Source organism: Candidatus Dadabacteria bacterium, assembly GCA_026706695.1.
In the GTDB taxonomy this organism is placed as follows: Bacteria; Desulfobacterota_D; UBA1144; order Nemesobacterales; family Nemesobacteraceae; genus Nemesobacter.
The window spans coordinates 1-14,000 of the sequence record JAPOYE010000076.1 but is presented as its reverse complement, the minus strand read 5'-3'; the positions used below and the strand labels follow the sequence as shown (position 1 = coordinate 14,000).

General features: G+C 49.0%; 18 protein-coding genes. 7 read left to right on the top strand and 11 right to left on the bottom strand.

Features of this window, described 5'->3' with window-relative positions; all coding sequences use genetic code 11:
• The first annotated feature begins 67 nt into the window (after positions 1-67).
• From ffh to rplS, 6 genes are all read left to right on the top strand, one after another.
• Positions 68-1,402, top strand: a complete 1,335-nt coding sequence (gene ffh, locus OXG10_05550; protein MCY3826827.1) for a signal recognition particle protein — start codon at positions 68-70, stop codon at positions 1,400-1,402.
• Between the two features lie 43 nt (positions 1,403-1,445).
• The gene (gene rpsP / locus OXG10_05545) at positions 1,446-1,679 is read left to right on the top strand and encodes a 30S ribosomal protein S16 (protein ID MCY3826826.1); all 234 of its coding nucleotides are present in this window, start codon (positions 1,446-1,448) and stop codon (positions 1,677-1,679) included.
• A gap of 61 nt (positions 1,680-1,740) precedes the next feature.
• Positions 1,741-1,980, top strand: coding sequence for a KH domain-containing protein (locus OXG10_05540; protein MCY3826825.1), 240 nt, complete (start codon positions 1,741-1,743; stop codon positions 1,978-1,980).
• Between the two features lie 2 nt (positions 1,981-1,982).
• Positions 1,983-2,516, top strand: coding sequence for a ribosome maturation factor RimM (rimM, locus tag OXG10_05535; GenBank protein MCY3826824.1), 534 nt, complete (start codon positions 1,983-1,985; stop codon positions 2,514-2,516).
• A gap of 16 nt (positions 2,517-2,532) precedes the next feature.
• Positions 2,533-3,831 (top strand): tRNA (guanosine(37)-N1)-methyltransferase TrmD, encoded by a 1,299-nt coding sequence (trmD, locus tag OXG10_05530; protein ID MCY3826823.1) that lies wholly within the window; start codon positions 2,533-2,535, stop codon positions 3,829-3,831.
• A 132-nt stretch (positions 3,832-3,963) separates the two neighbouring features.
• Complete coding sequence (gene rplS / locus OXG10_05525) at positions 3,964-4,308, top strand: 50S ribosomal protein L19 (GenBank protein ID MCY3826822.1); 345 nt, start codon at positions 3,964-3,966, stop codon at positions 4,306-4,308.
• Here rplS and OXG10_05520 read toward each other — a convergent pair.
• The 7 genes from OXG10_05520 to tolQ all read right to left on the bottom strand — a co-directional run bounded on the left by OXG10_05520 (position 4,305) and on the right by tolQ (position 9,953).
• The gene (locus tag OXG10_05520; protein MCY3826821.1) at positions 4,305-5,048 is read right to left on the bottom strand and encodes a CDP-alcohol phosphatidyltransferase family protein; all 744 of its coding nucleotides are present in this window, start codon (positions 5,046-5,048) and stop codon (positions 4,305-4,307) included. The two genes, rplS and OXG10_05520, sit on opposite strands and share 4 nt — an antisense overlap.
• 70 nt (positions 5,049-5,118) lie before the next feature.
• Positions 5,119-5,646 carry an SPOR domain-containing protein gene (locus OXG10_05515; protein MCY3826820.1) on the bottom strand — a complete coding sequence of 176 codons (528 nt, stop codon included), beginning with the start codon at positions 5,644-5,646 and terminating at the stop codon, positions 5,119-5,121.
• Between the two features lies 1 nt (position 5,647).
• Positions 5,648-7,321, bottom strand: a complete 1,674-nt coding sequence (argS, locus tag OXG10_05510; GenBank protein MCY3826819.1) for an arginine--tRNA ligase — start codon at positions 7,319-7,321, stop codon at positions 5,648-5,650.
• Between the two features lie 18 nt (positions 7,322-7,339).
• Entirely contained in the window at positions 7,340-7,954 is a 615-nt protein-coding gene (locus tag OXG10_05505) for a histidine phosphatase family protein (protein ID MCY3826818.1), read from the bottom strand.
• 5 nt (positions 7,955-7,959) lie between these two features.
• On the bottom strand, positions 7,960-8,796 hold the full coding sequence (locus OXG10_05500; protein MCY3826817.1) for a TonB family protein: 837 nt from the start codon (positions 8,794-8,796) through the stop codon (positions 7,960-7,962).
• A gap of 16 nt (positions 8,797-8,812) precedes the next feature.
• Positions 8,813-9,256: a protein TolR gene (gene tolR, locus OXG10_05495; protein MCY3826816.1), complete on the bottom strand. Its 444-nt coding sequence runs from the start codon at positions 9,254-9,256 to the stop codon at positions 8,813-8,815.
• Between the two features lie 16 nt (positions 9,257-9,272).
• Positions 9,273-9,953 carry a protein TolQ gene (tolQ, locus tag OXG10_05490; GenBank protein MCY3826815.1) on the bottom strand — a complete coding sequence of 227 codons (681 nt, stop codon included), beginning with the start codon at positions 9,951-9,953 and terminating at the stop codon, positions 9,273-9,275.
• A gap of 291 nt (positions 9,954-10,244) precedes the next feature.
• Here tolQ and OXG10_05485 point away from each other — a divergent pair, with 291 nt between their 5' ends.
• Positions 10,245-10,691 carry a hypothetical protein gene (locus OXG10_05485; protein MCY3826814.1) on the top strand — a complete coding sequence of 149 codons (447 nt, stop codon included), beginning with the start codon at positions 10,245-10,247 and terminating at the stop codon, positions 10,689-10,691.
• 23 nt (positions 10,692-10,714) lie between these two features.
• On the opposite strand, the gene ruvB is transcribed toward OXG10_05485, so the two are convergent.
• The 4 genes from ruvB to OXG10_05465 are packed head-to-tail and all read right to left on the bottom strand — an operon-like array spanning position 10,715 to position 13,614.
• The gene (gene ruvB / locus OXG10_05480; GenBank protein MCY3826813.1) at positions 10,715-11,740 is read right to left on the bottom strand and encodes a Holliday junction branch migration DNA helicase RuvB; all 1,026 of its coding nucleotides are present in this window, start codon (positions 11,738-11,740) and stop codon (positions 10,715-10,717) included.
• Entirely contained in the window at positions 11,741-12,325 is a 585-nt protein-coding gene (gene ruvA, locus OXG10_05475; protein MCY3826812.1) for a Holliday junction branch migration protein RuvA, read from the bottom strand. It lies immediately after the preceding gene.
• The gene (ruvC, locus tag OXG10_05470) at positions 12,309-12,875 is read right to left on the bottom strand and encodes a crossover junction endodeoxyribonuclease RuvC (protein ID MCY3826811.1); all 567 of its coding nucleotides are present in this window, start codon (positions 12,873-12,875) and stop codon (positions 12,309-12,311) included. Before ruvC ends, ruvA begins: the two co-directional genes overlap by 17 nt.
• A complete protein-coding gene (locus OXG10_05465) occupies positions 12,868-13,614 on the bottom strand; it encodes a YebC/PmpR family DNA-binding transcriptional regulator (GenBank protein ID MCY3826810.1) in 747 nt (248 codons plus the stop codon). Before OXG10_05465 ends, ruvC begins: the two co-directional genes overlap by 8 nt.
• Between the last annotated feature and the right edge of the window lie 386 nt (positions 13,615-14,000).

Here is a 14,000-nt window from a genome sequence, read left to right as displayed (position 1 = left end):
CGTAATTCCGGTATTATATAGATCGTGACACCGCCGTGGATGGCTTTAAGCGGCGGTAAATGCAACGATGTTTGAAGGAATCTCGCAAAAGCTCGGCACCACCCTCAAAAGGATAGGGGGCTATGGAAAGCTGAGTGAAAAGAACATAGAGGACGCACTTCGCGAAGTGCGTCTCAGCCTTCTTGAAGCGGACGTCAATTTCAGGGTGGTCCGCCAGTTCACCGAACTTGTCAAGGAAAGAGCGCTGGGTCGGGAAGTCGAAAAGAGTCTCAATCCGGGACAGCAGTTCGTAAAGATAGTCAAAGAAGAACTTACCGGCATTCTGGGGCTGGAAAACGAACCTCTGAATTTAAACGTCGCGCCTCCTGTGATAATAATGCTGGTCGGGCTTCAGGGTTCGGGAAAAACCACCACGGCGTCGAAGCTTGCCAAGTTTCTCAAGGAACGCCACGGCAAGACCCCGCTTCTGGTTCCCGCCGATATCTACCGTCCCGCCGCGATAGAGCAGCTTAAGGTTCTCGGAGAAAAAATAGACGTAAGCGTCTACGATACCGTGGCCGGTTCTGACCCCGTGGACGTGTGCGCGGATGCGGTCTCTGCCTCGGCGAAACATGGGGCGGACGCGGTGATCATAGACACGGCCGGACGCCTTCATCTTGACCGCGAGCTAATGGATGAACTGGGAAGCATAAAGAAGAAGGTAAGTCCCCATGAAATTCTCCTCGTTGCCGACTCAATGACGGGACAGGATGCCGTGAACGTTTCGCAGAGTTTTGATGACGCCGTTGATCTCGACGGCGTAATTCTCACGAAGATGGATGCGGACGCGAGGGGAGGGGCGGCCCTTTCGATAAAGGCCACCACCGGCAAGCCTATAAAGTTTTTCGGAACGGGAGAGAAAGCCGACGCACTTGAGGTCTTTCACCCCGAGAGAATAGCTTCGAGAATCCTGGGAATGGGAGACGTCCTCAGCCTCATAGAAAAGGCGGAGGATGCCTTTGAAGAGGAAAGAACGAAAAAACTCGCGGAGAGAATATCGAAAAAGCAGTTCTCCCTCGAAGATTACAGGGAATCGATACTGGCCATGAGCAAGCTCGGTTCAATAGAAAGCATAGCCCACATGGTCCCGGGGATGAAAAAGGTTACCGATAACCCTGAAGCGATAGCGAAGGCGGAGGATGAGATAAAAAAGAGCCTTGCGATAATCAATTCTATGACGGTGTCCGAAAGAAGGAATCATGCTATCCTAAACGGCAGTCGCAGAAAAAGAATCGCCAAGGGAAGCGGAACTACAGTGCCTGATGTGAACCGCATGGTAAAAAACTACATACAGATGCGAAACATGATGAAAAACATGGGGAAAATGGGTAAACTAGCAAAAAGAATGACGAAATTCAGATGACGGGAGCATATCTTTAACCCCGACTTCAGGAGGTAACAGTAGTTTGGTCAAGATAAGATTGAGCAGGATGGGATCTAAGAAGAGGCCGTTTTACAGGATAGTCGCTGCGGATGTCCGTTCCCCGCGCGACGGAAAGTTTCTTGAAATACTGGGACATTACGACCCGCGGAAAAAACCTCACGAACTCAAGGTAGACATGGAAAGAGTGAAAGCGTGGATGGATAACGGCGCCAAGGCAACCAACAGGGTAAGCAAGCTCATATCGCAGGTTACGTAGCACATTTTCTTCCACGCGAAAATTCATACACAAAGATTATAGTTTCAGGAGGGATGCTCCTATGAGTCAGCTCAAAGAGTTTGTCGAATTCATGGCTAAATCCATTGTTGACAACCCCGAGGAGGTTCAGGTGACAGAGGTGGCGGGCGAGAAAACTACGGTTATTGAGCTTAGAGTAGCCTCCGAAGACTTGGGGAAGGTAATCGGAAAACAGGGGAGAACCGCAAAGGCGATTCGCAGCATATTGAGCGCCTCGGCCGCAAAAATGAAAAAACGCGCCGTCCTGGAGATCCTTGAATAGCATTGCCGGAAAGCGCGAAACAAAACCTTGTTCTCTACGGGAAGATAACCAAAAGACATGGTCTTTACGGTGAAGTGAAAGTGTTCGCCTTCGGCGGGCATCCCGAAACCCTCTCCGGGGTAGGAAAAATCTATGTAGAAATTCCCGGTCAGGAAGAACCCCGAAGATTCACTCTGTCCCAGATAAAAATCCAGAAAAACGTCGCAATTGTTAAGCTAAAGGACATCGATACCCCCGAGGCTGCCGACGCACTTAAGAATCTCCGTGTTCTGCTTGAAAAAAACGATTTACACCCCCCGGGAGAAGATGAATATTACTGGACTGACCTCATCGGGCTTCGGGTCCGCACCTCCCACGGAGATAATATTGGAGAGGTAAGGGATCTTATCGATACGGGTGGACACGACATTCTCGTGATAAAAAGTCCGGAACAGGGGCGGGAATTCCTGGTTCCGTTTGTCAAAAGGTTCGTGACCGCGGTGGATCTTGACGGTTCGATGATCACCGTGGAACCAGTAGAGGGACTCCTCGAGTAATTCCGGTGATACTGCGATGAAGTTTGACATAGTGACAATCTTTCCCGGTTTCTTTGATTCCGTTTTTTCATTCGGAGTAATAAGCAGGGCCGTTGAAAACAAGGCGGTGGAGATAAACGTCCACGACCTGAGAACTTATTCAGCGGAGAAGCATGGAAAAACTGATGATACTCCGTACGGAGGGGGGAGCGGAATGCTTATGACCCCGGGACCGATAGGAAATGCCATCGGTCGTATAAGAGAAAAGGGGCTTCGCTCCGCCGTAATTCTGACGACTCCCAAGGGAGAGGAATTTGATGACCGCAAGGCGCAAGAACTTTGCGGGTTTGAGCAGCTGATAATCCTCTGCGGTCGGTACGAAGGTGTGGATGACAGGGTGAGCGAACTATATGTTGATATGAAGATATCAACCGGGAAGTACATAAATTCCGGGGGAGAATACGCATGTTCCCTGATAGTGGATGCCGTATCAAGATACCTTCCAGGGGTTCTCGGAAACACTGAGTCTCTTTCCTCTGAGTCTCTTACAAACGGGCTTCTTGAGTATCCTCAGTATACGAAGCCGCGAACATACAGAGGAAAGAAAGTCCCCGAGTTGCTTCTTTCAGGGGACCACGAAAAAATAAGGAAATGGAGAAGGCAGGAGAGCATAAAAAGTACTTTCATCCACAACCCCGCTTCCCTTGACGACGCCCAACTTTCCAAAGAAGAAGACGCTTTCCTAAAGGAACTCAAGGTCGGCAGTTCTCCGGATTTTAGGGTTTACATAGCCCTTGTGCATTACCCGGCGTATAATAACCGCCTCGAAGTCGTCTCAACTGCATTTAAGAGCATAGACGCGCACGACATATCAAGGGACGCCACTACATACGGAGTCAAAAAATTCTATCTGATAAACCCTGTCGAAGAGCAACGCCGCCTTGCGGGCAGACTCGTCGATCACTGGATCGAGGGAGAGGGAAGGAGTTTTAACGAGACCAAAAGCAAGGCTTTCGGGATCATAACCATAATGAGCACTATTGAGGAGGCCGTCGAGCAGATAGAGGAAATCGAAGGGGAAAAACCGAAAATAGTGGTTACTGACGCCCGCTTTTCAGACGACATGACCGGCTACGGGGTGCTTCGGGAAAAAATATTCGAAAACACGGAACCTTTTCTGATTCTTTTCGGTACGGGATGGGGACTCACGCTTGAGACAATAAAAGCGGCTGACTACGTGCTGAAACCCATAAGCGGCTATAGTGAATTCAACCATCTTTCAGTGAGAAGCGCGGCTGCCATAGTGCTTGACAGGCTGCTTTCCTGCGGAGCCTGATCCGCTGAAACCGGCTGGGATGGACGTCTCGGGAAGCTTCCTGAAGCAACCGAAAAAAAGCCCTTTTAATATTTTGACAATCCCCATGAGGTTCTGTATATTCAACATCCCGCGAAAAGGAAAATTGAGAAAATGGGAATTATAGCAGAAATTGAAAAAAAGCACCTGAGAACGGACCTGCCGGAATTTCGAGCTGGGGACATGGTATCGGTCCACTACAACATCAAGGAAGGTGAAAGGAGAAGGATCCAGGTTTTTGAAGGTACCGTGATAGCCAGAAAGGGTTCGGGCTTCAGGGAAACTTTCACGGTAAGGAAGGTCTCCTACGGTATAGGTGTCGAGAGAATCTTTCCCCTGCATTCCCCCCTTATAGGGAAAATAGAAGTAAAAAGAAAAGGCCGTGTGAGAAGAGCCAAGCTTTACTACCTAAGAGGCCTTTCAAAGAAAGCCAGCAGAATAAGGGAAAGAACCTCCTAGTCTGCGACTTTTCCAGTTCCGTCAGTCCCGCCGTTTTCGGCTTTCTCCATCTTGCTCATTACGTGAACCATTCTCTGTATTGAGGTGTAGAAGGAAAAGACGAAGAGGATGATGACTGAAAGCTTCAGAAGGTAATCTCTGTTTCCAAGCCCCATAAGAAAGGTAACTATGTTGCTAAGGAAGTTAAACGTCGAGAGGACCCCCAAGTAAACTACTCTCTCGGCTCTCTGCATTATCCCCACTTCGCAGTCGATTCCAAGCCCCTCGGCCCTGGCCCTTGTGTAGCTGACCATCATGGAACAGCTGAGTGTAAGGAAAACGATATAAACGAAAAAAGTGTCTTTGAAAAAGCTCAGAAGACCCAAGTAGATAAGAACTTCTGAGTACCTGTCCACGCAGGAGTCAAAAAAAGCTCCTCTGGGTGAATTAAGGCCTTGGGCTCGTGCCACCCTTCCATCGAAAATGTCAAAAGTCGAGCCGGCCAGCAGCAGAACTCCAGCTATGAAGATCATGCCCAGATGGAAAAACCACCCCGCAAGTGCGGAAACTACCAGGGTGGTAATGGTGAGTACGTTGGGGCGAAACTCCCTTTCTATAAGAAAGTCCTCTATGGGTTTCATAAGAAAGACCCACCAAGACTTGATCCCGCCTGAGAGAAGCTTGCTAGAGTCCGGTTTTCTCCCGGTTTTAGACCTCTCGTCAGCTTCCTCGGAGTTAGGTTTTGACCAGTCGTTTTCCATAAAAAGATAATACCCTGTAATTTCCTCTGTAGTCTATTGGGGTAGACGACGTATGGCTGTCCTCTGTCGTTTAGTCGTTAACAGTTACGTAGAACTTGAAATCCCTTTCTTTTTCCTTTATTTCGTTTCCGTATTCCCGTGCCTGTTCCTTGGATTGAAAGGTTCCTATCCTCACTCTGTAGAAAGTTGTGATTTCAGAAGGCGAGTACTCCCTTATAAAAGCAGGATATCCTTTGTCTTTGTAGAATCTCACGGTTCGGTTAGCGACTTTTTTGCTCAGGAAAGAGCTGACCTGAATGGTGTATTTATGATCAGGATTGATCATCGCCGACAGGTACTTGTCACGGGCGGATGTGTCTTTTTCATCCGGAGTAGCGGCCAGTTCTTCCGCTTCGTCGCTTGGGGTTTTCTGTTGTGAGACAAACGAAAACAGTTTTTCCAGCAGTCCGGGAGATTTCTCCGCCGAGATAGGTTCGTCCGCAGGGATGAATTTTTTCCCCACCACGACTCCTAGGGAAAACACCATTGTGAAAACAATGAGAAAAACTAGGGAAAGCCGTAGAATCCGGGGATTTTTTTCTTTTTTTTCTTCAGCCATTTTACATGCTTCTGGGGGCGTTTATTCCGAGAAGACCGAGACCGTTTTCTATTACCACCTGTACGCAGCGTGCTAGGCAGAGTCTCGCGGAGGCCATGTCGGTGTTCTCCGAGTCCAGAATTCTCGTCTTATTGTAATAAAAATGGAACTCGGCCGCCAATTCCTGAAGATAATAAACCACTTTGTGCGGGGAAAGCGACTCGGCCGCCGAACGGACTACCTCGGGGAATCTGAGAAGTATTTTCATTATGTTTCGTTCCTCATCGTCTAAAAGGAGATTAAGATGCTCCTCCGAGGCACTAATCCCCGCTTCCTCTGAATTCCTCATCAGACTTGAAATCCTGGCGTTTGCGTACTGAACGTAGTAAACGGGATTTTCGCTGGACTCCTTTTTCGCCAGGGAAAGATCAAAATCAAGGTGGCTGTCGGAGCTTCTCATGAGCAAAAAGAATCTCGTGGCGTCACACCCAACCTCGCGAAGGACTTCGCGGAGAGTAACGAAATCTCCCGTTCTTTTCGACATCGGAACTTCCACACCCTCTCTTACGAGCCTTACGAACTGTATAAGGAGCACATGCAGGGAAGATTCATCCAGACCGAGAGCCTTCATAGAGGACTTAAGACGCGATACGTGGCTGTGATGATCGGCTCCCCAGACGTTTATTAATCTGGAAAATCCTCTTGAATATTTATCCATGTGGTAGGCTATATCGGATAGAAAGTAAGTCGGAGCACCGTCTTTTTTTATTATTACCCAGTCCTTGCCGTCCCCGTACAGGGAAGCCTTGAACCAGAGCGCCTGTTCCTTTCTTTCAACTGTTCCAAGATCCTCGAGTTTGGCAAGAGTCTTGTCCAGTTTTCTTTCTTCAGAACCGCGACCGTGTATTTCGATTCTCTCGCTGTACCAGTTGTCAAAATCCACCCTCAGGTCCAGAAGATCAGTCTTTATTTCCTCAAGAAGCCTTGAGTAAGCAAACTCCCTGCAGAACTCGATAGCTTCCGATTCATCCCCGGGCACTTGAGGGCATTCTTCCGATTTTTTTATTTCCCCGGCGAGTTCTGAGATGTACTCGCCGCGATAGCCGTCTTCCGGAAGCTCTCTTGCGAGTCCGTAGGACCGTGCGAGAGCCGAGTATACCGACTCGCCGAGCATATCCATCTGCCTGCCCGCGTCATTTATATAGAATTCTCTGATTACTTCGTATCCGGAAAAGGAAAGCATTCTGCACACCGAGTCTCCGACAACGGCGTTTCGGGCGTGGCCGAAATGAAGATAGCCCGTAGGATTGGCGCTTACAAATTCAACTATCACTCTCTGCCCGGAACCCTCGCACGAGGCTCCGTACTTTCCGCCGAGACGAAGAATCTCTCTAAGTTGTGATTCGAACAGGGTTTCGTTAACGAAAAAATTTATGAATCCCGGCCCCGCAATATCAAGCCTTTCTATGAAACCGTGCTGGCGCTGATCTATGGCCTCGACTATTTTTTGCGCGACTTCACGGGGATTTTTGCCCTTCATGCTTCCTATAACAAGCGCCGCATTCGTGGAGAAGTCACCGAATTCCTTTTTTTTCGGTACCGATACCTCGAACTCTGTCTCGTTTCCCATCGGGCTTCCGGGTAACGCGAGCGAATCCACGGACTCTTTTATGATTTTCAGTATTTCGTCCTTCATGAGTTTTTGCTGCCTGACTTACTCGACGGGAAGGCCTAGGTGATCGATATCGTTAAAGGATATTATAACGAACCTGCCGTCGTATACTTCAACAACACTTTTTGAGGCTTCATCTACTATGTAATCGCGCAATTTCTTAAGGGAGCTTCCGGTAAAACTGCAAAACAGTGTCCCTATGACCATGTTGTGGCTTACGACCACTATGTTCTGTGATTCGAAGCGGCTTTTGATATCTGCTATGGCGTCAAGAGCCCTTTGCTGAACGCCCTTTAATGACTCTCCGCCTGGTAACTGCAGGGTTTCCGGGTCTTTGCGCCAGTGTTCAAGCACGTCGGGATACTTCTCCCTTATATAGGAGAAATCAAGCCCCTCAAAAATTCCCTGATCCATCTCCCGAAGATCATCCCTGACATCAATGTCAATTGAGTGGTACGCGGCGATTTTCTCCGCCGTCGTCTTCGCCCTTACAAGGTTGCTCGAGTATATGCGGTCGATACTCTCGTCCTTAAGAGAGAAAGCCACTTTCTCCGCCTGTTCTATTCCGGCGGGGTTAAGCGGAACATCACTTATCCCCTGACATCTTCCGGTCTCGTTCCAGTCTGTTTTTCCGTGTCTTACGAGTATCAGCCGCATGCGAATCACTTTTTGCTTTCACAGGAGATGACAAAGAAATCCGACTTTATCCTTTCTCTCAACTCACTTGGCGGAGGGGGAAGCGGCGAAGCGTCGTTTACGGCCTTTATACAGTAAGAATCGAACTTCAGGTTTCCGGAGCTTCTTTCTATTCCCACATTGTAGACCTCGCCGGTTTCTTTCATGTAAAAATTTACCTGAGCCGCGAGAAGGATACCGGAATCTATGTTAAGTGGCAGTATCAGGCTTCTCTGTATCCGTTTCGATATTGTTCTGTAATAGACGTCAAGCACAAGTGAGATGACTCCTAGGGCGGATTCTTTGGAAGCCGGTTCGACAGACGCTTGTTCGGCACTTTTCTTGATGTTGCTTAGAACGGATTCCTTTTTGATGTTCCTGATCACTTCTTTTTTCTCGGCGACCGCTTCTTCCTTTTCCGTTTCGGGTTCTGTGCGCGGTGGCGTCTCTTCGCTTGCTACTGTAGGTTCCTTCGGCTTCTCGTCTGGTTTTGTTTGCGGCGTAGGGGGATCCGGGCTTTTTTCTTTTTTCGCCGTCACCGGGTCCGCTTTTTTCTTTTTCTGAGGAGGTTTTACTTGCTTCTTAGCAGGTTTTTTGATTTTCTTTGCGCTTTTCTCCGGTTTCTGGGGACGGCTGGGAGCCCTAACAACTGATTTTTTCTTGCTGGCGCGCGGAACCTGGGTCGAGAGTGACACTTCTATTGATTGCTCGGGGGAAACTTGCCCGTGCCTTCCGACCCCAAGAGCAAGCAGACAGACAATCAGCAGATGAAGACCCAGGGAAATAAAAAGCCCTTTGCGAAAATTATTCTTTTCTCCCTTCATCTTTTTACATGTCCGCTTATTTGTCCTTTATGTTTTTTGATTCCGTGATCAGGCTTAGCTTTTCAACACCGGTTTTCTTTATCTCGTCTATGACCTTTACCACGAATCCGTATTTGACTGATTTATCAGCTCTGAGAAAAACCCGTCCGCTCTCGGGCGTGGTTCCCTCCGCCGCCATTAATTTACCGAGAGCTGTGGCGATTTCTGAAAGGGAGTAGCTGGCGTCTTCGAGAAATATATTTCCGGACCCGGTTACGGTCACAGTTATCTGTTTCTGGTTTTTGACCGGGATTTTAGAAGATGCCGTTTGTGGAAGGTTTACCCTGATTCCTTGATAAAGTATTGGGGTGGTGACCATGAAAATAACTAAAAGAACCAGCATTACGTCAACAAAGGGAGTGACGTTTATCTCTGAGAGGACTGACCTGCGCCAGCCGGTGTTGAATTTTCCCGCTGCCATGAGGCAAAATTCCCCGCTACCTGTTTAGATACCTTTCCGCCGTGTTAAGAAATCCGGCACAGAAATGCTCCATTTCCACCTCCATGGCCCTTACCCGGTTGACAAAGTAGTTGTAAGCTATTGTGGCGGGGATGGCGGCCGCAAGACCGATGGCGGTTGCTATAAGAGCCTCCGCGATTCCTGGAGCCACGACCTCAAGCGAGGGAACCCCTTTGCTTCCCGCAAGTCCTATAAAGGAGTTCATAATGCCCCACACGGTTCCGAACAACCCTATGAACGGAGCTGAACTGCCGGTGGTTGCGAGGAAAACCAGGGACTTCTCCAGCTTTGAAGCTTCTTTGGTCATCGCCCTGTTAAGCGCCCTTTCCACCAGGTCTACAGATTCGGAACGGGAAGAAATATCTCCGGCCCCCTTAGGGTCGAGTTCTCCCCGGCTTTTCTTCTTCTCCGTTTTCACCACTTCCGCGTAGCCTGCCCTGAACAACTCCGCAACCGGGCCACCTACTTTCTCCGAGAAGGAGAGAAGTGCCCTCATGTCTTCGTTTGAATGGTAAAGGTTGAGAAACGCGGTTGATTTCTTGGAAGAACTTCTTAGAAGACGGAATTTCGTGTAGATAATCGCCCAGGAAAGAACTGACATGAAAACTAAAAGCAGAAGCACGGCCTTAACCACAGGCCCGGTGCTTACAAGCAGCATTAATATGTTGTTTGTTCCTTCCGTGAACAGATTCATAAAGGGTGCTTAGGCGAAATTCGAAAATTCCGGTTCCGTCGGTAAATTTCTCAAGCCATGTCGCGGGCGGCAGGCGGCCGGATAACCAGATGCCGTGCGAAAAGATAACTGCTGATAAAAATCATACAGAAAACCTTAACTAGACTATTCTACCCGTTTTGGGGAATTAAACATAACTTTGCTGTCAGGTAGAATTGGAAGACTGCGCGGGGTTTGCGAACATCCGTGAATAATCCGCTCAATGGAGGGATCAAAATGTCAAGAAAGCACTGTTTTTCAGCTATTTTCATCCTGATTTTTTCCCTCGTGACTGCCGTGGCAGTTCACGCGGAGGAGGACAGATACACGATTGTGGTGGAAGAAAGTTTCTATACTGTAGCGCCAGAGAACCGCGAGGAGTTTCTCAGGGTATACAGAACTCGTCTTTTTCCTTTCTGGCAGGAAATGAAAAAGATGGGCATCACCGTTGACGATTACAGGATGTATTCACAGAGAATACATACCATAAAGCCGCTTTGGACCTACAAAACCGTGGTAAAATTCAAGAACTACGCGGCGATAGACAGGTGGCTTGAGATGAGGGACGAGGTATACGGAAAATTGTTTCCCGGGGAGAAAGGTTACAAGGAACCGAGAAAAATAATAGACTCCATTTCAGGGAATCACTGGGATGAATTCATAAGGGAAATCCCCCTTGACTGAATGTTTTCAGGTTTTTGCGTGGATCAGAGAAGTTTTGGCTGACCTTCACTCGGGCTGAGTCCCAAATGTCTGTAGGCGAGTTTCGTAGCCTTTCTTCCCCTAGGGGTTTTCTCTACTAGCCCCTCTCTTATCAGGAAGGGCTCGTAGACGTTTTCTATTGTGTCCTTGTCCTCGCTCACCGCGGCTGAGATAGTGTCTATTCCTACGGGACCCCCTCCGAATTTTTCGATTATGGAGGTAAGTATCGCCCTGTCTAGGTTATCAAGACCCCTTGAATCTATCTCAAGCATCGAAAGGGCGTCCCTGACCACGGTTTCGGTTATCCGCCCGTCCGATTTCATCTGGGAGTAGTCCCTTACTCTCTTAAGAAGCCTGTTGGCTATTCTGGGGGTTCCTCTTGCCCTCGAGGTCATCTCGCGGGCCCCTTCGTCTGTTATCTCGACCCCAAGAATGCCGGAGGACCTTTTCACTATGCTTGAGAGCTCTTCCGTGCTGTAGTAGTCAAGCCTGAGTTCGACCCCGAAACGGGAACGAAACGGGGAGGTGAGAAGCCCCGTTCTGGTTGTTGCTCCTATTAGGGTGAACCTGTTTAGGTTTATTTTCACCGATCTTGCCGTTGGGCCTTCTCCTATCATGAGGTCAATTTTGAAATCCTCCATAGCGGAATAAAGATATTCTTCTACGACTCTGTTTATCCTGTGTATTTCATCGACGAAAAGCACGTCCTTTTCGTCGAGATTGGTAAGCATGGAAGCGAGATCCCCCGTTCTTTCGAGAACGGGCCCCGAGGTAAGGTGCAGCCCCACGCCGAGTTCATTTGCGAATATGTGGGCGAGAGTGGTTTTTCCAAGTCCCGGGGGACCGGAGAGAAGGACGTGGTCTAGGGCTTCGCCTCTTGCCTTGGCGGCACCGATGAATATGGCGACCTGTTCCTTAACGTTCGGTTGCCCGATAAAGTCCCGAAGAAAAGCAGGGCGAAGATTTACGTCCGTAAGCTCATCTGTTTCCGTGTATTCGGGCGAAACGGTTTTTCTTGTGTTCTGTGACATTTAGTTTCTTATTACCTTAAGAGAATCCCGAAGCACATTCTCTATGGAACCCGAAACTTCAATGATTTTTTTGATCTCGGGGGTTTTCTTTTCCACCTCGGCCCTCGTGTAACCCAAGTTAAGTAGCGCGGAAATCGTGTCGTTAAGCATGGTGTTCGATATCGAGGACTCTTCGTCCGCCGCAAGGTCATCAAGCTTGTCCTTAAGCTCGTTTACTATCTTGGTAGCGGTTTTGGTGCCGATGCCACGGATTTTTTTCTGCGCCAAGTCCCCGTTTATTATGGATCTTACAAGCTCTGAGGTGGAAATGTTCGAAAGCACGTTCGTGGCCGCTTTCGGTCCTATGCCGGAAACGCCGATGAGTTTTTCAAAGAGTTTTTTCTCCGCTTCGGTGAGAAACCCGAACAATTCAATGCTGTTTTCCCTCTGGCTTGTATGTATTTTGAGTTCAACTTCCTCTCCCACGGCTCCGAGATCATAGTAAGTCGAAAGTGGAACGGTAACACCGTAACCGACCCCGTTTACGTCAACGACTACGGTCCCGATTTCCTTACAAGCGATTGCGCCTCTAAGCAGATAGATCATTTACGGTGAATCTCTTTTTCCTGCGCCGGTTTCCCGCACTGCCAATAGCGCCGTCCGGCAGTCCGTATTTTGAAAGACTTAAGTGGCAGATCGCGATCGCGAGTGCATCTGACTCGTCTGTGCTTTGAAATTCGCTGACTCCGAGCGTGTAGGAAAGCATTTTCTGCATCTCTTCCTTGCCTGCCCTTCCTTTGCCGGTCAGGGCGAGCTTTACTCTGGTGGGTGCGTACTCGCTTACCGGGATCCCTCTCTGCGCTGCCGCCAGGATCGCTATGCCCCTAGACTGGCCGAGTTTTATGGCGCTTCTCGCGTTCTTGGCGAAAAACATCTCCTCGACTGATACGACCGAGGGAGCGTAATCATCAATTACCCTCAGGATCCCGACATAGATATCATTCAGTCTTTCAGAAGCGGAGTTTCCGGGCACAGGAGTGATTGTTCCACTGGTTACGTAGCTTAACCGGTTTCCTGCGCCGTCCACGATTCCATAGCCGCAGGATCTTGATCCGGGGTCAATTCCCATGACCCTGGTGTCGGAAATTTTATCCAATTGCCTCGAGTAACTGCTCGTCTATATCGAAGTTGGCGTACACGTTCTGGACATCGTCGCTGTCTTCAAGCGCTTCCATCAATCTTATCATGTGTTCGGCGTCCCGGCCCTCGATTCTAACGTTTGTCTGCGGTATCATGGTAACCTCGGCTGATTCGTACTGTATTCCGGCATCGGAGACCGCTCTCTTTACGGTCTCATAGTTCTCTGTGGGTGCTATAACCACGATATCGCTGTCCTCGGTGCGCACGTCGTCAGCCCCCGCATCTATTACCAGATCGAAAAGAGCATCCTCATCAACCGAGTCTTCGGCAAACGCGATTCTTCCCTTAAGATCGAACATCCACGCCACGCAGCCGTTCTCCCCGAGCCCTCCGCCGTGTTTGGTGAATATTCTTCTTATTTCGGAGACGGTTCTGTTTTTGTTATCGGTGAGGGTCTTTACGTATACGGCGCTTCCGCCGGGTCCGTACCCTTCGTAAAATATTTCGTTGTAGATTACTCCCTCGATGTCCCCAGTGCCTCGTTTTATGGCCCTCTCTATGGTGTCGTTGGGCATGTTCGCACCCTTCGCAGTTGCTACAGCGGTGCGAAGACGCGGGTTGGATTCCGGATCGCTTCCTCCTTCTTTAGCGGCGACTGTAAGCTCCCTGATAAGCTTGGTGAATATTTTTCCCCTCTTGGCGTCAACCGCGGCTTTTCTGTGTTTTATGTTCGCCCATTTGGAATGACCCGCCATCTTAGCTCACCCCCTTGTTTCTCCGTTTCTGCATATTCTAGTATAAAGTATAACCGAAAATCCCCTCAAGTTGCCACAGTGCTTCGGAAACTTCCCTCTATGGACGGGGAGCGCCGCTGAGGCCACGGTGATTCCGTTCTGTAGAAAAAGCAGGGTTTATCCGTGCGATGACGAAAAAAGGGGAGCAAGAATGGTTGTGAAACAGGAAAAACCGCCTGGAAAGCCGCTAAGAAAGGAATGAAAAATCGTTCTGTTATGGAATAAGGATTGTGCAAATTCAAATTCTACAGGCGCTTAATCTAGAACGGAAGCACCCTGCGCCGCTGAGCGCCACGGCTTTTTCACTCTTTGAAGTGGATTTGGAAGATTGAAGGCAGTTTTATGTG